The 17,875-nt window shown below is 52.5% G+C and carries 22 protein-coding genes; 15 read left to right on the top strand and 7 right to left on the bottom strand.

The features are described from left to right. Positions 1-15 precede the first annotated feature (15 nt). From ACFVSO_RS12950 to ACFVSO_RS12935, 4 genes are all read left to right on the top strand, one after another. Positions 16-1,182 (top strand): glucose-1-phosphate adenylyltransferase, encoded by a 1,167-nt coding sequence (locus ACFVSO_RS12950; RefSeq protein WP_387474046.1) that lies wholly within the window; start codon positions 16-18, stop codon positions 1,180-1,182. Then, the gene (gene glgD / locus ACFVSO_RS12945) at positions 1,179-2,291 is read left to right on the top strand and encodes a glucose-1-phosphate adenylyltransferase subunit GlgD (RefSeq protein WP_387474044.1); all 1,113 of its coding nucleotides are present in this window, start codon (positions 1,179-1,181) and stop codon (positions 2,289-2,291) included. The genes ACFVSO_RS12950 and glgD overlap by 4 nt, the downstream gene beginning before the upstream one ends. A 73-nt stretch (positions 2,292-2,364) precedes the next feature. Next, positions 2,365-3,828: a glycogen synthase GlgA gene (gene glgA / locus ACFVSO_RS12940; RefSeq protein WP_387474042.1), complete on the top strand. Its 1,464-nt coding sequence runs from the start codon at positions 2,365-2,367 to the stop codon at positions 3,826-3,828. Continuing rightward, entirely contained in the window at positions 3,810-5,771 is a 1,962-nt protein-coding gene (locus tag ACFVSO_RS12935) for a glycoside hydrolase family 15 protein (protein WP_387474040.1), read from the top strand. Before glgA ends, ACFVSO_RS12935 begins: the two co-directional genes overlap by 19 nt. A gap of 24 nt (positions 5,772-5,795) precedes the next feature. Here the strand turns inward: ACFVSO_RS12935 and ACFVSO_RS12930 are convergent, their stop codons facing one another. The 5 genes from ACFVSO_RS12930 to ACFVSO_RS12910 are packed head-to-tail and all read right to left on the bottom strand — an operon-like array spanning position 5,796 to position 7,665. After that, complete coding sequence (locus tag ACFVSO_RS12930) at positions 5,796-6,266, bottom strand: spore germination protein GerPE (RefSeq protein WP_387474038.1); 471 nt, start codon at positions 6,264-6,266, stop codon at positions 5,796-5,798. After that, the gene (locus ACFVSO_RS12925; protein WP_387474280.1) at positions 6,256-6,477 is read right to left on the bottom strand and encodes a hypothetical protein; all 222 of its coding nucleotides are present in this window, start codon (positions 6,475-6,477) and stop codon (positions 6,256-6,258) included. The genes ACFVSO_RS12930 and ACFVSO_RS12925 overlap by 11 nt, the downstream gene beginning before the upstream one ends. 5 nt (positions 6,478-6,482) lie before the next feature. Beyond that, entirely contained in the window at positions 6,483-7,196 is a 714-nt protein-coding gene (gene gerPC, locus ACFVSO_RS12920; RefSeq protein WP_387474036.1) for a spore germination protein GerPC, read from the bottom strand. A gap of 38 nt (positions 7,197-7,234) precedes the next feature. Then, positions 7,235-7,435 carry a spore germination protein GerPB gene (locus ACFVSO_RS12915; protein ID WP_116044940.1) on the bottom strand — a complete coding sequence of 67 codons (201 nt, stop codon included), beginning with the start codon at positions 7,433-7,435 and terminating at the stop codon, positions 7,235-7,237. Next, a complete protein-coding gene (locus ACFVSO_RS12910; protein WP_119799427.1) occupies positions 7,432-7,665 on the bottom strand; it encodes a spore germination protein in 234 nt (77 codons plus the stop codon). The genes ACFVSO_RS12915 and ACFVSO_RS12910 overlap by 4 nt, the downstream gene beginning before the upstream one ends. A gap of 133 nt (positions 7,666-7,798) precedes the next feature. Between ACFVSO_RS12910 and ACFVSO_RS12905 the strand changes: the two genes are divergently transcribed. The 10 genes from ACFVSO_RS12905 to ACFVSO_RS12860 all read left to right on the top strand — a co-directional run bounded on the left by ACFVSO_RS12905 (position 7,799) and on the right by ACFVSO_RS12860 (position 15,748). After that, a complete protein-coding gene (locus tag ACFVSO_RS12905; protein WP_387474033.1) occupies positions 7,799-8,227 on the top strand; it encodes an Hsp20/alpha crystallin family protein in 429 nt (142 codons plus the stop codon). A gap of 167 nt (positions 8,228-8,394) precedes the next feature. After that, on the top strand, positions 8,395-8,595 hold the full coding sequence (locus ACFVSO_RS12900) for a hypothetical protein (protein ID WP_387474031.1): 201 nt from the start codon (positions 8,395-8,397) through the stop codon (positions 8,593-8,595). 39 nt (positions 8,596-8,634) lie between these two features. Further along, on the top strand, positions 8,635-8,859 hold the full coding sequence (locus ACFVSO_RS12895) for a hypothetical protein (RefSeq protein ID WP_387474029.1): 225 nt from the start codon (positions 8,635-8,637) through the stop codon (positions 8,857-8,859). A gap of 74 nt (positions 8,860-8,933) precedes the next feature. Further along, positions 8,934-9,371 carry a Fur family transcriptional regulator gene (locus ACFVSO_RS12890; RefSeq protein WP_387474027.1) on the top strand — a complete coding sequence of 146 codons (438 nt, stop codon included), beginning with the start codon at positions 8,934-8,936 and terminating at the stop codon, positions 9,369-9,371. Between the two features lie 17 nt (positions 9,372-9,388). Next, a complete protein-coding gene (gene yidD / locus ACFVSO_RS12885; RefSeq protein ID WP_387474025.1) occupies positions 9,389-9,634 on the top strand; it encodes a membrane protein insertion efficiency factor YidD in 246 nt (81 codons plus the stop codon). 429 nt (positions 9,635-10,063) lie between these two features. Continuing rightward, positions 10,064-12,049, top strand: a complete 1,986-nt coding sequence (gene metG / locus ACFVSO_RS12880) for a methionine--tRNA ligase (protein ID WP_387474023.1) — start codon at positions 10,064-10,066, stop codon at positions 12,047-12,049. 196 nt (positions 12,050-12,245) lie between these two features. Continuing rightward, a complete protein-coding gene (locus tag ACFVSO_RS12875; protein WP_387474021.1) occupies positions 12,246-13,319 on the top strand; it encodes a metal ABC transporter solute-binding protein, Zn/Mn family in 1,074 nt (357 codons plus the stop codon). A gap of 163 nt (positions 13,320-13,482) precedes the next feature. Continuing rightward, on the top strand, positions 13,483-14,208 hold the full coding sequence (locus ACFVSO_RS12870; RefSeq protein WP_475832703.1) for an ATP-binding cassette domain-containing protein: 726 nt from the start codon (positions 13,483-13,485) through the stop codon (positions 14,206-14,208). Continuing rightward, positions 14,192-14,998: a metal ABC transporter permease gene (locus tag ACFVSO_RS12865; RefSeq protein ID WP_387474278.1), complete on the top strand. Its 807-nt coding sequence runs from the start codon at positions 14,192-14,194 to the stop codon at positions 14,996-14,998. The genes ACFVSO_RS12870 and ACFVSO_RS12865 overlap by 17 nt, the downstream gene beginning before the upstream one ends. 36 nt (positions 14,999-15,034) lie before the next feature. Next, positions 15,035-15,748, top strand: coding sequence for a cytochrome c biogenesis CcdA family protein (locus ACFVSO_RS12860; protein WP_387474017.1), 714 nt, complete (start codon positions 15,035-15,037; stop codon positions 15,746-15,748). A 17-nt stretch (positions 15,749-15,765) separates the two neighbouring features. On the opposite strand, the gene splB is transcribed toward ACFVSO_RS12860, so the two are convergent. After that, entirely contained in the window at positions 15,766-16,836 is a 1,071-nt protein-coding gene (splB, locus tag ACFVSO_RS12855) for a spore photoproduct lyase (RefSeq protein ID WP_387474015.1), read from the bottom strand. Between the two features lie 226 nt (positions 16,837-17,062). Between splB and mntR the strand changes: the two genes are divergently transcribed. Then, on the top strand, positions 17,063-17,485 hold the full coding sequence (mntR, locus tag ACFVSO_RS12850; RefSeq protein ID WP_387474013.1) for a transcriptional regulator MntR: 423 nt from the start codon (positions 17,063-17,065) through the stop codon (positions 17,483-17,485). 64 nt (positions 17,486-17,549) lie between these two features. Here mntR and ACFVSO_RS12845 read toward each other — a convergent pair whose 3' ends face one another. Then, positions 17,550-17,867, bottom strand: coding sequence for a hypothetical protein (locus ACFVSO_RS12845; RefSeq protein ID WP_387474011.1), 318 nt, complete (start codon positions 17,865-17,867; stop codon positions 17,550-17,552). Positions 17,868-17,875: the final 8 nt, after the last annotated feature.

Genomic DNA, 17,875 nt, shown 5'->3' with positions numbered 1-17,875 from the left:
AAGGAGTTGGTGTCCATGGGCCGTAAGGAAATGATCGCTATGCTGCTAGCAGGAGGCGAAGGTAAGAGGCTGGGGGTGTTGACCAAAGATTTGGCCAAGCCTGCTGTCTATTTTGGCGGCAAATACCGCATTATTGATTTTACGCTTAGTAATTGCGCCCATTCAGGCATTGACACCGTCGGAGTACTTACCCAGTACCAGCCGCTTGAGCTGAACCGGTATCTCGGCATTGGCAGTCCGTGGGGACTGGACCGCAGAGATGGGGGAATGACCATCCTGCCGCCGTACATGAAGCAAAAGGGCGGGGTGTGGTATAAAGGCACAGCCAATGCCATCTATCAGAACATGGCCTTTATAGAGCGGTACAATCCGGAGTATGTGCTCGTCATTTCGGGCGATCACATTTATAAAATGGATTATGAGCTGATGCTTCAGCATCATAAGCGATGCGGAGCGGATGTCACGATAGCGGGAATAGCCGTGGACTGGAAGGAGGCCAGCCGATTCGGCGTGATGCATGTCGATGATGAGGACCGGATCACGGCTTTCGAAGAGAAGCCAAAACATCCGACCAGCAATATCGCGTCTATGGGCGTCTATATTTTCTCCTGGAAGCTGCTCCAGAAATATTTGATCTATGACGAGGCGAGCCGCGTCTCCAGCCATGACTTCGGCAAGGATGTCATACCGGCCATGATGCGGGACGGACTTCGCCTGCATTGCTATTCATACAAAGGGTATTGGAAGGATGTCGGGACGATCGAATCGTTGTGGGAGGCCAATATGGACCTGATCGCCGATGAGCCGGAGCTATGCCTCTACGATCCCAAGTGGCGGATCTACTCGGTTAACCCGAATATGCCCGCGCAATTAACAACCGAGTCTGCACAAGTAACCTCTTCGTTCGTCACGGAAGGCTGCATACTGGAAGGGACAGTGGACCGTTCGGTGTTGTTCTTCGGGGTGCACGCGGAGAAGAGCAGCTACATCTCGGAATCTGTCATTATGCCCAATGTCCGCATCGGAGAAGGGGCTCGGATTCATCGGGCCATTATCGGCGAGGGCGCCGTTATACAAGCAGGAGTCACGATCGGCGATCCCATGGATGATGCGATTACAATTGTGGCGGTCGATCAATATGTCGCTGCCGATCACGAGCTGCTGGAGGTGGAGCCGTCATGAAGCATAAGGTGCTTGGCGTTATTAATCTGATCCATGAGACAGACGAGCTGGAGCGGCTGACGCAGAGCCGATGCCTGGCTACCGTTCCGTTCGGAGCCAGATACCGGCTGATTGACTTTGCCCTCTCCAGCATGGTCAATTCCGGCATTAGCCAAGTGGCGGTATTCGCTCATACCAAATTCCGGTCGCTGATGGACCATCTGGGCTCGGGCAAGCATTGGGATCTGCAGCATCGTCAAAGCGGGCTGTTCATCCTTCCGCCGGCAACGGACGATATTCAGGAAATTAGCAGGGGAGACCTGTACCACTTCTACCAGCACCGGGATTACTTCGAGCGGTCCTCGTGGGAATACGTCGTCATTACGCGCAGCCATATGGTGTGTAACGTAGACTTTGAAGCGGTCATCAGCCATCATTTGGAGCAAGAAGCCGATATTACCGTGGTATGCAAGCGGGAGACCCAGCCGTCTCCGGGCAAAGCGCGCAAGGTGAAGATGGCGGAGGATGGACGGATTACGTCCATCCAGGATCATTATGGACGCATGCTCAGCGATATCGTCTCGATGGAGATGTACGTCATGCGCAAGGAGATGCTTATGGAGCTGGTCGAGACTTCACTAGCAGAGGGCCAGGACCATCTGGTGCGGCATGCGATCTTCTCGCGGCTAGGCCAATTGAAGGTGCATGGCTATATGTACGAAGGTTATCTGGGCGTAGTCAATACGCTATCCAGTTATTATGATCACAGCATGTCGCTGCTGCAGCCGAAGGTGTGGAAGGAGCTGTTCAACCAGCCAGGCCCCATCTATACGAAGGTCAAGGATGAGCCGCCTGCCCGTTACTCGTCGGGCTCCCGCGTATCCAATTCGCTCATTGCCAACGGCTGCAGGATCGAAGGTACTGTCCTGAACAGCATCTTGTTCCGAGGCGTGCATGTGGAGAAGGGCGCGCTCATCAAGGACAGCATAATTATGCAGAACGGACGAATCGGAGTGAACAGCTTTGTGACGAACTGTATCTTGGACAAAGACGTGCTGGTAGAAGAAAATCGCGATTTGCGAGGTACGGAAGGCACACCGTTTTTGGCAGGGAAAAAACGGGTGATATAGCACGGCTGCGGCGGGCTTGGAGCTGACGTGCTGCGATAAGCCCCTGCTGACCGGATAGGAGGCGTTCATTCGGATGAATGTGCTGATCGCAACATCGGAGGCGGTGCCGCTTGCCAAGACCGGAGGTTTGGCGGACGTGGCCGGCGCGCTGCCCAAAGCGCTTAACAAAAGAGGTCTGGATGTCAGAGTCATAATGCCGAAGTACGAAGAAATACCGGAGCGATACTTGTCTGAATTTACGTTTGTTGCCTCTTTCCAGGTATCCTTTGGCTGGCGAAATCAATATTGCGGTCTGCTGACCGCCGTCATTGACGGGGTTGTCTATTATCTGATCGACAACGAATATTACTTCAGACGCAGAGGACTCTATGGTTATGGCGACGATGCGGAACGGTTCGTATTTTTTTGCTTTGCCGTGATGGAAGCTGCCCGCTATATGGATTTCAAACCGCATATCGTGCACGGCCATGACTGGCAAACGGGACTTATTCCGTTTCTGCTGCGCACGAGATATGCCTTTGATCCTGCATGGGCTTATGTGAAATCGGTGTTCACGATTCATAATTTGAAGTATCAAGGCTTATTCGGCATTGAGCTGATGAAGGAGCTGACGGGGGCCGGAGATGATATGTTCGCGGCGGAGAGTCTAGAATTTCACGGGGCGGCCAGCTGCATGAAAGGCGGCTTAGTCTACAGCGATCTCTTGACGACCGTTAGCGAATCGTACGCCTCGGAAATCCAGACCGCCTACTACGGCGAAGGGCTGGAGGAGCTGCTTCGCCATCGAAGCGGTGATTTGACGGGTATTGTTAACGGCATTGATGTAGAGTTGTTCGATCCTATGAACGATTCGGTCTTGCATACGCCCTATCGGAGCTCTCTGTCACGCAAACGCAAGAACAAAGTGGATCTCCAACTCGAGCTGGGCCTGCCAGCATCGGCGGATACACCGCTTATTGGCATCGTATCGAGGCTGGTGGAGCAGAAGGGCTTCGATCTGATCGCAGCTACGCTAGACGAGCTGCTTCAGGAGGAGGTGCAACTGGTGGTGCTCGGCTCCGGTGAATGGAGCTACGAAGAGCTGTTCAGAGAAACAGCTCGCAAGCATCCGGACAAAGCGGTATTCTGGCATGGCTACAGCGATCGAATGGCCCGGCGCATCTATGCGGGCTCCGATCTTTATGCGATGCCATCGAAGTTTGAGCCATGCGGACTGAGCCAATTGATTGCGCTGAGGTACCGTTCCGTTCCTATCGTAAGGGAAACGGGCGGGCTCAGGGATACCGTCCAGGCTTACAATGAATATACTGGTGAAGGCAATGGCTTCAGCTTTGCCAATTATAATGCGCATGACTTTTTGTATACAGCCAGGAGGGCGCTGGCGCTGTACCGTCAGGAAGGGGTCTGGAAGCGCATTGTGGACAACGGGGAGCGCATGGATTACAGCTGGGACAGCTCCGCAAAGGCTTATATCAATCTGTATGCGCGATTGTTGACTGAGCGAAAGGAGAACGAACCATGGCCCGTCATCTTGTAATCGGCAACGGAAAGCTGCTTCTGAATTTGGACCAGCATTGCTTCATTCGCGACATCTATTATCCCTATGTAGGTCAGCTTAACCATGTCGGAGGACATTACTGCCGTCTTGGCATTTGGGTGGAAGGCGTGTTTTCGTGGCTGGATGAGCCGGAATGGCGTTTTGATCTGGATTATATCGAAGAATCGCTCGTGACGAATATTACCGCCAGGAATGAGGGGCTTGGCGTAGAGCTCCATATGAACGACGGCATTCATCAGCGGGAATGCATCTATATCAAGCGCGTATTGGTACGCAATAAGCGTGATGAAGCCAGGGAAGTGCGGCTGTTCTTCCACCAGGATCTCATGATTGAAGGTTCGGAGGTAGGAGATACCGCTGTCTATTACCCTGATAACCATACCCTTTATCACTATAAGCGTTCCAACTACTTCATGTTCAACGGCTTCTCCGACGAGGGGGGTATGATGCAATATTCGACCGGCATCAAGCGGTTTCAGTCGGCGGAGGGCACATGGCGCGATGCGGAGGACGGCGTGCTGATGGGCAATACGATTGCGCAGGGCTCGGTGGACAGCACAATCAGCTTCCGCTCGCGTGTGGAAGGACATTCGGAGAAAACGTTCTATTACTGGATGTCGATTGGCCGGAATCTGGAGGAAGTGAAAGAGCTTGACCACTATGTGCAGGAGAATCATCCCGAGAAGCTGCTAAGCCGGATGGTGGTGTACTGGAATCATTGGCTGAGACGAGCCGAGACGGAGTTCGGCGACCTCCCGTCCCAAGTGGTGAAGATGTTCAAGCAAAGCCTGCTGCTAGTCCGTACGCAGGTGGATGAAAGAGGGGCCATTCTTGCGGCCAATGATACGGACATCCTTCAGTACAACCGCGACCATTACAGTTATATGTGGCCAAGGGACGGGGCGTTAATTGCGGATGCGATGTCGATGGCCGGCTATCAGAGCGTAATCGCCCCATTCTTCCACTTCTGCGCCACAGCGCTGGCGCCTGACGGCTACTTGTACCACAAGTACAATCCGGACGGAACGGTAGGCTCCAGCTGGCATCCTTACATCGTTCAAGGCAGCAAGCGGATTCCGATTCAGGAAGACGAGACGGCGCTTGTCCTGTTCGCGCTCTGGAAGGACTACTCCCGCAACGGCGTCATTGAGCTTCCCCAGTCGCTCTACAGCAGCCTGATCCGCAAGTCGGCCTCCTTCCTGAGCGAATATATCGAGCATTCGCTGTCACTGCCGAGGCCGAGCTACGATCTGTGGGAGGAGCGGTATGGCATCTGGACCTATACGGCTGCCTCTGTCTATGGCGGACTGATGGCGGCGTCATTCTTCACCGACTTATTCGGCGATTATGAGCGGAGCGATCATTACAAGAGTACGGCCCAGACGATCAAGCACGGCATTCTGACCCATCTGTGGGATGAGGAGACGGGAAGGTTCGCACGCGGATTGATCCAGAAGGATAACCGCTGGGTCAAAGATATGACGCTGGAGAGCAGCTTGTTCGGCGTATTCGAGTTCGGCGTGCTGCCTGTGGATGATTACCGTGTTGCCCAGACAATGAAGGCAATCAAGCACGACCTGCGTGTGAAGACGGAAGTAGGGGGGATCGCCCGGTATACGAACGACTATTATTTCCAGCAATCAGGCGATATTGAGAAGGTGCCGGGCAATCCGTGGATCATATGCACGCTCTGGGTTGCCAACTTCGAGATTGATGCCGCAAGTTCGCTGGAGGAGCTGGAGGAGCCGCGGAGGACGCTGGAGTGGGTCGCGAGCCATGCGCTCTCAAGCGGCATGCTGCCGGAACAGCTAAATCCTTATGACGGTACGCCGTTATCTGTCGCACCGCTCACCTGGTCCCATGCGACCCTCGTGCAAAGCGTGTGCAAGTATACAGAGAAGTATCGCAAGCTCTCCCGTTAAAGGGGCGGAACATGAAGCAACCGGCTATGGCGATGCCATGGCCGGTTGCTGTTGGTTTGAGATGCCGGACTCTGCGATGCCTTCCTTCGGATATTGCCGGATGTGCTTGATGCGGGAATTGCCGGTTACGCAATGGCCGTTCCCGATATGGATGCTGGAGGAATTGCCTGCAGCGATAATGCGGATGAAGCCAACGCTGATACAGGGATCACAGTTGGTGCGGCTCATTCGTATGACACGCCCCTTATCGAAAGCGGGATCGACCAGGATGGGATCGGGCCTTGAGAAAATACGGTAGGATTCGAAGTATACATCCCCGGACCTCGCGTGATCCTCCTTCCGCTGCACGGCAAGCGCCATCAGCCGCGCATCCGTTCGGCGCCGGTCGCCGAACTGGACGGCGGTGGAGGATGAAGCGCTGATGATGCAGATCGCACCGATCTGTGACGAACGAGTTGGATGATGTATACAGCTGGCTCCTTCGCTATGACGCATGGACATTGGATTCACCGATCGCTTCCCGCGCGCCTTCAGGCTCGGGAAGCGGAGCCAGCGGTCCGACAACGACCGATTCGGGCGGAGTATCGAACATGGAATACAGCGCTACACAATCGGTATCGCCTACCTGGAACATAGAAGAACTGGATATGCCAAGCACGTCAATCTGTCCGACAGCCAACGAATGATTCGTTACATGAAAATGCAGCATGGTTAAGCGCCTCCGTTCATTGGATTGCCCGCTTTCAAGCTTCTCATATAGGCGTCAATAGCGGTCTCTGCATCGCGCTTGGTCTTGTCAAAAACGCGATCTGCGATGAGATCGGGATATAATCCAGCCGTATCGGTGCTGTCCTTCGTCTGCATCTGCCAATAAAATTGAATGCGCGTAGGCATCTGCTTCCGGACATCCTCCAGAATAATCCGCCGATGATAGGGATCAAGCGGCAAATCCAGCTCCTTCTCATGCTTTTGCAGGATCTGGTGAGCTTCGGTATCGAGATATCGGGTTAACCGACGATAGATCGTATTGTAAGACTCGGGTGGCGGCGTGATAGCAGGACCGGCTGACGGAAAGACGTTGCCGCTGCCTTGACCGACGGAAAATTGATCAATATTGCCGGAACCGCCATTGCTCCCATTGCCGCCGTTGTTTCCGTTGCCTTCTTCCTTCCCGAAAGCGTCGGTATCGGGTAAAGACATGCCGATGTTCAGCGTCCCTTCCAGCTTCTCGACCTTGAGCTGATCGAAGTGGTATTGGATGTTCTCGATGGTGTAAGCTGGCTTGGATTCAAGCTTCTTCAGTTGGTTACACAGATCGTCAACTGTACATTCCAGCCTTTCAATCCGCTCCTGCTGAGACTTCAGCTTCTTCATCACCTCGAAGGACCATGCCTGCCACGGAGACAGCTGGCTTTCATCTTTCATCCGATCCATCTCCTCTCATCTTGCGGCGGGCTTCAAAGTTAAGCCGGATTGGGAAGCGGCACGAAGGACAGCGGATTCTCCTCCAGCATGGGGGCCGGACCTGTGAATCCGCCTGTATTGTACAGCTGAGAGAGGGAGCGAATCGCTCCCGCGCTTCCGATCTGCAGAACGGAACTGTTGGATACACTGTCTACCCGAATCTGGTGAATCGTGATCGTCTGGTTTATCGTCCAGCTCATACCAGATTCGCTCCGTTCGGCACATTGGTATTGTCCTGAATATCGGGGTCAATGGAATTGGTAGAGCTGACGGCATTGTTGGAATTGGTTAGGCTGCCTGTCAAGAAGGAGCCTGAACCGGCATAGGTCTTCGTATTGCTGGATGGTGTGACTTGCAATGTATCTCCGAACTGGACGATGGAAGCAGAACCGACGCTTACGATTTTGACAAATCCGACAACAGCTGGCATGAGCTTCACTCCCCGCAAATTTTCTTGGATATCGTATCTTATGACGGCATTCGCCCAGAGGTGAATGGGGATCAAGTATCCTGCTGCCAGGCGATGGCATATGGTATAGGGAATGGGGAAGGAGGAATACCCTATGGCATCGAACTGGGATGATCTGGAGCGCTGGATGGAAGGACAACAGCTGCCCCGGGGATTCGAGGTGCTCCGCGAGCCCGATTGGGTCGAGAAGTTCGTGAGAAGGATGATGACGAAGGCGCTTCCGGATGTTGCGGGACATATGACGGGTACGAAGGCAGCGCAGACTACGGAATCGAAGCTATATATTGGCGTCAAGTTCAAGCTGCCACCTGGATGTGACAAAGACTTGCTGCGACTCAGGGTGAAGGAGGATGCGCTGCGCATTGACGGACTGCCCGGCGGGAAGCATGAAATCATAAAGCTGCCGAAGCTTGTCAAGCCGAGGATCTGCCAGGCTGCAGTAAAGGGCGGAACCTTGCATGTGAAGCTGCGGAAGCGGCCGATGAGCCGAACCTATCATGAGCATTCCATCTATTGGCCATAGCGGCGCAGGTGAACGGGAGCGGAAGTCGGCTCTGCTGGGAGCCTGCGTTACTTATTTTGTCACGAAAAAGTTCGTTTTTCCCCCCTCTTGCTGCTGGCTAACGGACAAGCTTTCCCTTATAATAACTTATTGGAATATACATATTGTCTCGCAAAGGGAGTGTCGACGTGTCATTAGTTGATGTAAGCAGCGTGTCTCCTTCGCTATTTATATTGGGAGTCGTCTTTATATTGCTTGTATTCGGTCTTCTTAGCTTGGGCATTCTGCGCATGTTCCAGCAAAGGTTCAAGTACGGATGGTTTTGTTTTGCGGGTGCAATCGTCAGCTTCAGCGTATTCATGTACGTATTGAATCGATGGTATGCCTAGAGCCGGCGAAGCTTAAGACGAAGAACCGGGGGTATGGACTTGTACTGGACTGCAGTTTGGTTTATCACAAATATGTTATTTGTGGCATCTATTATCGTGTTTTTATTTATGCATCGGTTTGTTACCCAGGGCCAATTGCAGGGAGCGGGAGCAGACCGAATCGGGACGCTGAAACGCCGGCGGGCGGTTATGGGCGTGGTCAGCATCTTGACGTTTATTGCGATGTGCGCCAGCTTTGTAATCAATATGAAGGTGAACGGATAAGGGGCTCTCATTGACGAGAGCTCTTTTTTTCGGCATTATGGAAGATAGAAACTTTCAAATTCGGAGGTTCGGCTATGCATACAATGGAAGAAATCGTCGGGCGAATGTCGAGCCGTGGGCTGCGGGTAACGGATCAGCGAAAGACGCTGGCCAAGCTGTTCGCAGATACGCCTGGTTACCTATCGCCAAAAGATGTCTATGAATATATGGGGAAAACCTATTCCGGTCTCAGCTTTGATACCGTCTACCGAAACCTGCGCGTTATGGAGGAGCTTGGCGTGCTGGAGCAGGTTGTGTTCGAGGAAGGTGTGAAGTTCAAGCTGCATTGCAGGGAAGAGCATCATCATCATCATTTGATTTGCCTCCAATGCGGGCATACGTATCCCATTACTTTCTGTCCGATGGAGCAGACCGCAGTTCCTCAGGACTTCCGCGTGGTGAAGCATAAATTCGAGGTGTTCGGATATTGCAAATCATGCGAGCAGGAAGAAGCGGCGGCTAGCGAGGCATGAAGCCGGAGCGGCGATTCATGAGGCGAACGCTGCAAGCGCCTATTCATGTCTACCGTAAGTATATTTCGCCGTTAAAGCCGCCGAGCTGCCGGTTCTACCCCACATGCTCCGCCTATGCGCTGGAAGCGATCGAAGTGCATGGAGCGGCGAAGGGTGCTTGGCTGGCGGCTAAGCGGATCGGCAGATGCCACCCCTTCCATCCGGGAGGATTCGATCCGGTTCCAGAGAAGCTTCCAGCTTCCGCGGACCGGAGCGGAAAGTAATCCATGGCTGGATGCATGCCGCCTTGACAGGCGGGGAGCAGATTGGGTATATTTTATAAAATAGCTTCATGCCAATGAATGGATGAGTACAGCGGAGCAGTCCTATGCAGAGAGCCGGGCGTCATGGTGCAAGCCGGCAAGGAGCGAAGCTGGAAGATGGTCCGGGAGGCACTGCTTTCGAGCCGGAGAATGATCAGTCCGGTAAGGGAGCGGCGTAACGTCCGCGTTAAGGGCATGCCGTCGGCAGACGGCCTACGAAGCGGCAGTGCGGCCTTGCACCAACCTTGATTGGGTTGTGTGGCAAGGGAAAGATGCGCAGCCGGAATTTGGGTGGTACCACGTGAGTATGAACTCTCGTCCCATGTTGGACGGGAGTTTTTTGCGTTTTTTCCAGAACAATCGCCAGAAGGCGGCAGGAGGAATAGGAAGATGTCTGACAAAAAATCATTTTACATTACGACACCGATTTATTACCCGAGCGACAAGCTGCACATCGGCCATGCCTATACGACAGTTGCCGGTGACGCAATGGCCCGTTACAAGCGTCTTCGCGGATATCATGTATGGTACTTGACCGGGACGGACGAGCATGGTCAGAAAATCGAGCGCAAGGCGAAGGAGAAGGACAAGACGCCACAGCAGTTCGTGGACGACATTGTTGTCGGCATCAAGGAATTGTGGTCGAAGCTGGAAATTTCGAATGATGATTTCATCCGCACGACGGAGGATCGCCATAAGGTTGTTGTCGAACGCATCTTCAAGCAGCTGCTGGAGCAGGATGACATCTACAAGGGCGAATATGAAGGCTGGTATTGTACACCTTGCGAATCGTTTTTCCTTGAGCGTCAGCTTGTGAACGGCAATTGTCCAGATTGCGGCAGACCGGTGGAGCTGGTGAAGGAAGAAAGCTATTTCTTCCGGATGAGCAAATACGCAGACCGCTTGCTGAAGCACTATGAGGACAATCCGGACTTCATTCAGCCGGAATCCCGCAAGAACGAGATGATCAACAACTTTATCAAGCCTGGCCTGGAGGATTTGGCGGTTTCCCGCACAACCTTCGATTGGGGCATTAAGGTGCCTGGTGATCCTAAGCATGTCATTTATGTATGGATCGACGCTTTGTCCAACTATATTACCGCGCTTGGCTACGGCGAGGAAGGAAAGGACGCGAAGTACAATCAATTCTGGCCGGCTGACGTTCATCTGGTCGGCAAGGAAATCGTCCGCTTCCATACAATCTATTGGCCGATCATGCTGATGGCGCTTGGATTGCCGCTGCCGAAGAAAGTGTTTGCGCATGGCTGGCTTCTGACGAAGGAAGGCAAAATGTCGAAGTCCAAAGGTACAGTCGTTGATCCCGTTGTATTGATCGACCGCTACGGTCTGGATGCGCTTCGTTATTACCTGCTGCGTGAAGTGCCATTCGGCTCTGACGGCGCATTCACACCGGAGAACTTCGTCGAGCGCATTAATTTCGATTTGGCCAATGATCTCGGCAATTTGCTTAACCGAACGGTGGCGATGATCGGCAAATATTTTGAGGGCAATATCCCTCCGTTCGCAGGACCGGTTACACCGTTTGATTCCAGCTTGCAGCAGCTTGCCGGTGAAACGATTACGTCGGTGGAAAATGCGATGGAGCGTATGGAATTCTCCGTGGCACTGACGTCGTTATGGCAATTCGTCAGCAGAACGAACAAATATATTGATGAGACACAGCCGTGGGCGTTGGCGAAGGATGAAGCCAAATCTGCGGAGCTGGCTTCCGTTATGCATCATCTTGCAGAGTCGCTGCGCCTCATCTCCATCATGCTGCAGCCGTTCCTGACTCATGCGCCTCGTGAAATGTGGCGCCAGTTGGGCCTTGCGGAAGGCGAGCTGACCTCATGGGACAGCATGCGCACGTTCGGAAGAACTCCGGGCGGCACGACGGTCAGCAAAGGTACGCCGATCTTCCCGCGTCTGGAGACGGAGGAAGAGGCAGCATTCATCGCTTCATCAATGAGTGGAGGCACACCTGCGGCGAGCCAGACGGAAGCGCCGGCAGCAGCGCCTGCCAGCAGCGACGGACCGGAGCCCTCTGATAAGGAAGAGATCGGCATCGACGATTTCGCCAAAGTAGAACTTCGCGTAGCCCAGGTACTGGCTGCGGAGCCGGTGCCGAAGGCGGATAAACTTCTGAAGCTCCAGCTGGATCTTGGTTATGAGCAGCGCCAAGTCGTATCGGGCATTGCCAAGTATTATAAGCCAGAGGAGCTTGTCGGGCGCAAGGTTATCTGCGTCACGAACTTGAAGCCCGTTAAGCTGCGCGGGGAGATGTCGCAAGGCATGATTCTGGCTGCTTCTCATGACGATCAGTTAACGCTTGCGACAGTGCCGGATGGCATGCCGAACGGCGCCGTTGTGAAATAACAGCTTACAGAATTTGAAAAAGTCGTTCCGCTTCCTGAATAGGAGGTATGGAACGGCTTTTTTTGGCGTATGGCTTGTAAGTAAGCAGCTGATTGGTGCTGGCATTCGAAAAGTTGGTTGACAGAGTAAATAGGCGGACGTATAATATTAAACGTAATCATAACGATTACTATAAAGAGAATCGGAGAGTATACACATGCTGAAAAGTAAACGCGGTAAATGGTTGAATATGTTCGTAGTATTGATGTCGGTCGTACTTGTAATGAGCGCATGCGGGAATGGCAATTCTAGCAATCAAGGGGCAAGTCCGTCGGCGGAGCCCTCTCAGACTGCAAGCAATGATACTGGCAACGGGGGAGAAGCCACTCAGCCCAAGCTGAAGGTCGTGACCAGCTTCTATCCCCTCTATTATTTGGCAAGCGAGATTGGCGGGGAGCATGTAGAGGTCGTGAATTTGATTGCAGCTGGTGTAGAGCCGCATGACTGGACTCCGAAGAGCAAGGATCTGAGCACAGCGTCGAATGCGCAGCTGCTGCTGTATCACGGAGCAGGACTTGAATTGTGGATTGATCAGTTTCAGAAAGGCCTTTCGAAGGACAGCAAGGTCGTGACGAAGGAAATGAGCGCCGGTATTGCGTTAATTAGCGGTGAGGGTCATGACCACGATCATGACGGTGATGACCATGATCACGACCATGACAGCGATGACCATGATCATGATGCAGAAGAAGGACATTCACATTCGCATGATATCGATCCCCATACATGGGTAAGCCCGAAATCGTCTATTATACTAGCTGAGAACGTGAAGACCAGCTTGATTGAGACGGACCCTGTACATGAGGACTACTATAATGAACGTTTTGAAACGTTGAAGAACGAGCTGGTTCAACTGGACCAGAAGTACACAGAGGTGCTGGAGAAAGCACCACAGAAGAATCTGGTCGTATCGCATCAGGCATTCGGATATTTGGCGAGAGACTATGGACTTACGCAGACAGCAATCATGGGCCTTAGCCCGGATGCGGAGCCGCGGGCGCAGGACATTCTGAAGATTGCAAAGTTTGTGAAGGAGAATGGCGTCAAGTATATCTTCTTCGAGGAATTGGTGTCGGATCGCTTGGCGAAGACGCTGGCGAGCGAGGCTGGTGTGGAGACGATGGTGCTCAATCCGCTGGAAGGTCTGACGAAGGAACAAGAGAAGAGCGGAGCGACTTATCTGACGCTAATGGAAAGCAATTTGCAAAACTTGACGAAGGCATTACAATAGAATAAATTAAGGTTGGCGAAAACGGAGCCCGGATGGCTCCCTTTTTGCGCTAAGGAGAGGTACTATGCTTCTATCAAACGAAAAAAACGAGAGTTCGCAAGGCTGTCATCGCGAAGTGGTCGGCGTAGACGGCGTGTCGTTCTCCTATCAGCATAAGTCGGTTATGACGGATGTATCGTTCAGCGTCAAGGAACGGGATTTCATCGGACTTATCGGTACGAACGGAGCTGGCAAAACAACCCTTCTGCGGATGATCGTCGGTTTGCTTCGGCCCACTGAGGGACAAATCCGGTTGTTCGGTGTGCCTGTGGAGAAATTCAAGGATTGGGACCGGATTGGCTATGTGCCGCAAAAAAATTCACTTAATCCCCAGTTTCCCGCAACGGTGCGTGAAGTCGTGATGTCCGGGCTGTATGGACGCAAGCGCTTGTTCCGACCGATCGGCAAAGCAGACCACGTCAAGGCGGCGGATGCGCTTGAGGCGATGGGCATATCTGATCTGGCCGAGAAGCGGATCGGGCAATTGTCCGGCGGGCAGCAGCAGCGCGTATTTTTGGCAAGGGCGCTCATTAATAATCCCTCGCTGCTCATTCTGGACGAACCAACGGTAGGCATTGATGCCGAGACGCAGCAAAGCTTCTTTCATATGATCAAGCATATGCATCAGCATCATAATATGACGTTTCTGATGGTATCGCATGACATGGAGATGATCCGGGCTTATCTGGGACAAGAGCCGGCGTCCAAATCGGGCAAACTAAATTTTTATATCCGGCATTCGCATGATACGCAAGACTGCGTAGAGCATAACCTGGCGCATAGCTTGCGAGGGCTTCGGGAGCAATTGGAAAGCGGGAGAGAGGTTGTTGGCATTGGAGATCGTAACTAGCGAGTTTTTTCAGAGGGCGCTCATTGGCGGCGTGTTAATCGGCATAACCGCCCCGCTTATGGGACTGTTTCTTGTTTTGAGGAGACTCTCAATGATAGGGGATACCTTGTCCCATGTGGCAATTGCGGGGGTAGCGCTGGGCTATATTATCGGCGTCTATCCCATTGCAGCGGGACTTGTATTCGCCATTGCCGCATCCTTCGCGATAGAGAAGCTCCGCAAAGCCTATAAGACCTATGCGGAGCTGTCGCTCGCCATTATTATGTCAGGCGGGATCGCGCTGGCTTCTTTGTTGTTCACAATGGGGCGCAGCTTCATGGATGTGAACAGCTACCTGTTCGGAAGCATCTATACGCTGGATGGAACGGATCTATATACGATTGGGGGCGTTACGCTTGTCGTATTGCTTGTTGTCGGCTTGCAGGCGAAGGAGTTGTTCCTTCTGTCCTTCGACGAAGAGGCGGCAGCGGTAAGCGGCTTGCCCGTGCGATTCTATAATGTTATGATTAGCGTGCTTACCGCACTAGTCATTAGCGTAGCGATCAAGATCGTAGGCGCACTGCTTGTATCTGCCTTGCTGACGATCCCGGCTGCATGCAGCCTTATTATCGCCCGCAGCTTCAAGCAGAGCATCGTAACCGTCGTCCTGATCGGCGAGTTGGCCGTAATCGGGGGGTTGATGATTGCAGGCGTGTGGAATCTGGCGCCAGGCGGAACGGTCGTATTGCTTCTGATTGCGATTCTGCTTGTGCTGCTTATGTTCCGGCGCACCCTGAGACTTGGCGGTTAGCATCAGCCAATAGGTATCGCGAAAGAGGTGCATATCTTGTCAGACATTAATATTTGGCTGGCGTTCGGAGCGGGCTTCGCTTCGTTTATTTCGCCATGCTGCTTGCCGCTTTATCCGTCATACCTGTCGTACATAACCGGCATCTCTGTATCGGAATTGAAGGATGCTCAGCTCACGAACAAAAAACGTATGCTCATGATGACGCATACGCTGTTTTTTGTACTCGGTTTTTGCACGGTTTATTATACGCTGGGATACGGAACGAATGTATTCAGCGAGTTCTTCAGCGAGTACAACGTACTGATACGTCAATTATCCGCCATACTGATCATATTGATGGGCCTGTTCTTGATGGGCATCTTCCAGCCAAAGCTGCTAATGAAGGAACGCAGAATGAACCTGATGCCTAAGAAGGTCAATTACCTCAGCTCGTTTATTTTCGGCATCGGTTTCTCGGCAGGCTGGTCGCCATGCATCGGACCTGCGTTGACCGCTATTCTGGGGTTGGCTGCAGCGGAGCCAGGCACATGGTTCGGCCTAACCTCGGCCTATGCATTAGGCTTCGCTATTCCGTTCTTTATTCTTGCCTTTTTCCTAGGCACGGCTCGCTGGATTCTGAAGTATTCCAGCATTGTCATGAAGATCGGCGGCGGCGTTATGATTCTGATGGGCGTACTGCTGTTCACGGATCAAATGACCAAAATCACCATTTGGCTCAACCAAATTACACCGGAATTTTTGAAGTTTTAATATTGAAGTTTTAATATTTAGGTAAAGTATTCGATTTTGGAATCCGGAAAATGTTCAAAGACGCGCTCCGATATGAATAAGCGGAGCGCGTCTGCTTGTTCATCGGGGTAGACGTATTTGCCCTGTCCCCAGCGGCCCCACTTGTATTTGCGCTTTTCGATATCCATTTCGAGCTTGGTTTTGGGGTAACGCTTTTCGATTACGCCTTTCGCCGTCTTCGTGAATCGGTGCTGGATCAGCTCGAACGTCAGGTCGCCTCTGACGTCTTGAGGCAAAGCAGCATCCAGCGCTGCCAGCAGCTCCCCATAGCCTTCCTCCCAGCCGTCATGCCATATAATCGGGGCAATGATGAAACCGATCGGGTAACCCGCCTTGGCGGCCTTCGCAGCGGCCTCAATCCGCTGCTCGAAGCGGGAGGTGGACGGCTCGAAGTGTTTGATGACGTATTTGCTGTTCACACTGAAACGGATGCGCGTATGGCCGTTATGGTTGGCGTCCAGCAGGGAATCCACATGATGAAACTTGGTGACAAAGCGCAGTCTGGCCAGCGGCTGCTGCCCCATATATTCGATGAGCTCACGAAGGCTGCCCGTTATGGGCTCCAGGCCGACTGGATCGGATGTACAGGCAGCCTCAAAGCGCGTAATTTCGGGAGCGCGTTCGTCGATATAGCCTTGTGCTGCATCCAGAATGTCTTCGATATTGACGTATACGCGGATATAAGGCTTTGCGCCAAGCGTCGTCTGCAGATAGCAATAATGGCAGTGAGCCATACAGCCTGTTGCGATTGGAATCGCATATTCGGCAGAAGGCTTGGATGTATCGAATTTAAGCGTCTTGCGAAGGCCAACCACGAGCGTCCGCTTGGCGATTTTATATTGCTCCAGCTCGGAATCGCCGGGCAGGTTGGTGATACGGTTATGCGAAGTGGTCATACGGTAAGGAATGCCTTCTTTTTTTACCCATTCAAATATTCGCTTGCCCTTGGGATAATCCAGCGCTGCCGGTTCAAAATAAACAAGCTCCGGCACGAAGGACAGAGTCGTTCGGTCAACTCGGGGAGGACGGGATAATGTTTGTTGGGACATGAAGAAGCCTCCTGATTAGAAATCGAGTAGTTTGAATAACGTAAGAATCATTTCGATATCAGCTAGGATTCCGTATATAGGGTCCGGGTAAACAGGTAAGATCACCAACTGCTGAGATTGCCGTCCAAATTTGTCGGACGGGTTGCAGATGATCTATCGAACAGTGTATGATACATAGAGTAAAGCCGAGCAATTGGGTAATGAAGCAAGGTAAGGAGGTTCTTGGGTGCCGACTCCGAGCATGGAAGACTACTTGGAACGAATCTATAAGCTCATCGATGAGAAGGGCTACGCGCGTGTATCGGATATAGCCGAAGGGCTGGAGGTCCATCCGTCTTCCGTAACGAAGATGATTCAGAAGCTGGATAAGGACAATTATCTCATATACGAGAAGTACCGCGGTCTGGTCCTCACCAACAAAGGGAAAAAGATGGGGAAACGGCTGGTTGACCGTCATCAGCTGCTGGAATCATTTTTGACGATTATCGGTGTGCAGGACGATAATATCTATAAAGATGTGGAAGGTATTGAGCATCATCTGAGCTGGGATTCTATTACTTGCATCGAGACGCTGGTGGAATATTTCCGCAGGGATGAATCCAGGCTGGCAGATTTGAGAGCTTTGCGTTCCCAATTGGATACAGAATAAGATACATAACACAAAAGGTCAGCGGAATTTGTTCCGCTGACCTTTTGTTGTATCAAACATTCAATTAATGATATTTCGGCATGTCGTCGTCATCCTTGCCGCCTTCGATTACTCGGAAAGGGACAGTCTTCGAACGCGGACGATCACGCTTTGGCTTAGCCGAAGTTCGGTTATGCGTCACATGCGTTCGCGATTGGCTACCGCCGCGCCGGCCGCTTAGGAAGGCCGGGGGGTATTTGTAGAGCAGAAAGATGCCGCCAAGGATGACAATGGGCAAAATCAGGGAGAGCGCGAATCTCGCAAAGCCCACGACAATGCCGATTGCCAGTAGAGCAAATATGATTATGGCGCCGGGGCTCCATCTTTTTCCACGATTGTACATCCTCATCA

The sequence above is a fragment of the Paenibacillus sp. NPDC057967 genome (assembly GCF_042887015.1).
GTDB lineage: Bacteria > Bacillota > Bacilli > Paenibacillales > Paenibacillaceae > Pristimantibacillus.
The sequence above is the reverse complement of the archived record's forward strand: the minus strand, read 5'-3'. Positions and strand labels throughout refer to the sequence as shown.

What these genes read in the sequence shown, in the direction of transcription:
- ACFVSO_RS12950 (WP_387474046.1), top strand. Translation starts at nt 16, where the DNA reads ATGGGCCGTAAGGAAATGATCGCTATGCTGCTAGCAGGAGGCGAAGGT.
- yidD (WP_387474025.1), top strand. Translation starts at nt 9,389, where the DNA reads ATGAGGCGAACGCTGCAAGCGCCTATTCATGTCTACCGTAAGTATATT.
- ACFVSO_RS12930 (WP_387474038.1), bottom strand. Translation starts at nt 6,266, where the DNA reads ATGCGTCATAGCGAAGGAGCCAGCTGTATACATCATCCAACTCGTTCG.
- glgA (WP_387474042.1), top strand. Translation starts at nt 2,365, where the DNA reads ATGAATGTGCTGATCGCAACATCGGAGGCGGTGCCGCTTGCCAAGACC.
- ACFVSO_RS12935 (WP_387474040.1), top strand. Translation starts at nt 3,810, where the DNA reads ATGGCCCGTCATCTTGTAATCGGCAACGGAAAGCTGCTTCTGAATTTG.
- ACFVSO_RS12915 (WP_116044940.1), bottom strand. Translation starts at nt 7,435, where the DNA reads ATGAGCTGGACGATAAACCAGACGATCACGATTCACCAGATTCGGGTA.
- ACFVSO_RS12845 (WP_387474011.1), bottom strand. Translation starts at nt 17,867, where the DNA reads ATGTACAATCGTGGAAAAAGATGGAGCCCCGGCGCCATAATCATATTT.
- splB (WP_387474015.1), bottom strand. Translation starts at nt 16,836, where the DNA reads ATGTCCCAACAAACATTATCCCGTCCTCCCCGAGTTGACCGAACGACT.
- ACFVSO_RS12905 (WP_387474033.1), top strand. Translation starts at nt 7,799, where the DNA reads ATGGCATCGAACTGGGATGATCTGGAGCGCTGGATGGAAGGACAACAG.
- metG (WP_387474023.1), top strand. Translation starts at nt 10,064, where the DNA reads ATGTCTGACAAAAAATCATTTTACATTACGACACCGATTTATTACCCG.
- ACFVSO_RS12910 (WP_119799427.1), bottom strand. Translation starts at nt 7,665, where the DNA reads ATGCCAGCTGTTGTCGGATTTGTCAAAATCGTAAGCGTCGGTTCTGCT.
- ACFVSO_RS12875 (WP_387474021.1), top strand. Translation starts at nt 12,246, where the DNA reads ATGCTGAAAAGTAAACGCGGTAAATGGTTGAATATGTTCGTAGTATTG.
- ACFVSO_RS12870 (WP_475832703.1), top strand. Translation starts at nt 13,483, where the DNA reads ATGACGGATGTATCGTTCAGCGTCAAGGAACGGGATTTCATCGGACTT.
- glgD (WP_387474044.1), top strand. Translation starts at nt 1,179, where the DNA reads ATGAAGCATAAGGTGCTTGGCGTTATTAATCTGATCCATGAGACAGAC.
- ACFVSO_RS12890 (WP_387474027.1), top strand. Translation starts at nt 8,934, where the DNA reads ATGCATACAATGGAAGAAATCGTCGGGCGAATGTCGAGCCGTGGGCTG.
- gerPC (WP_387474036.1), bottom strand. Translation starts at nt 7,196, where the DNA reads ATGAAAGATGAAAGCCAGCTGTCTCCGTGGCAGGCATGGTCCTTCGAG.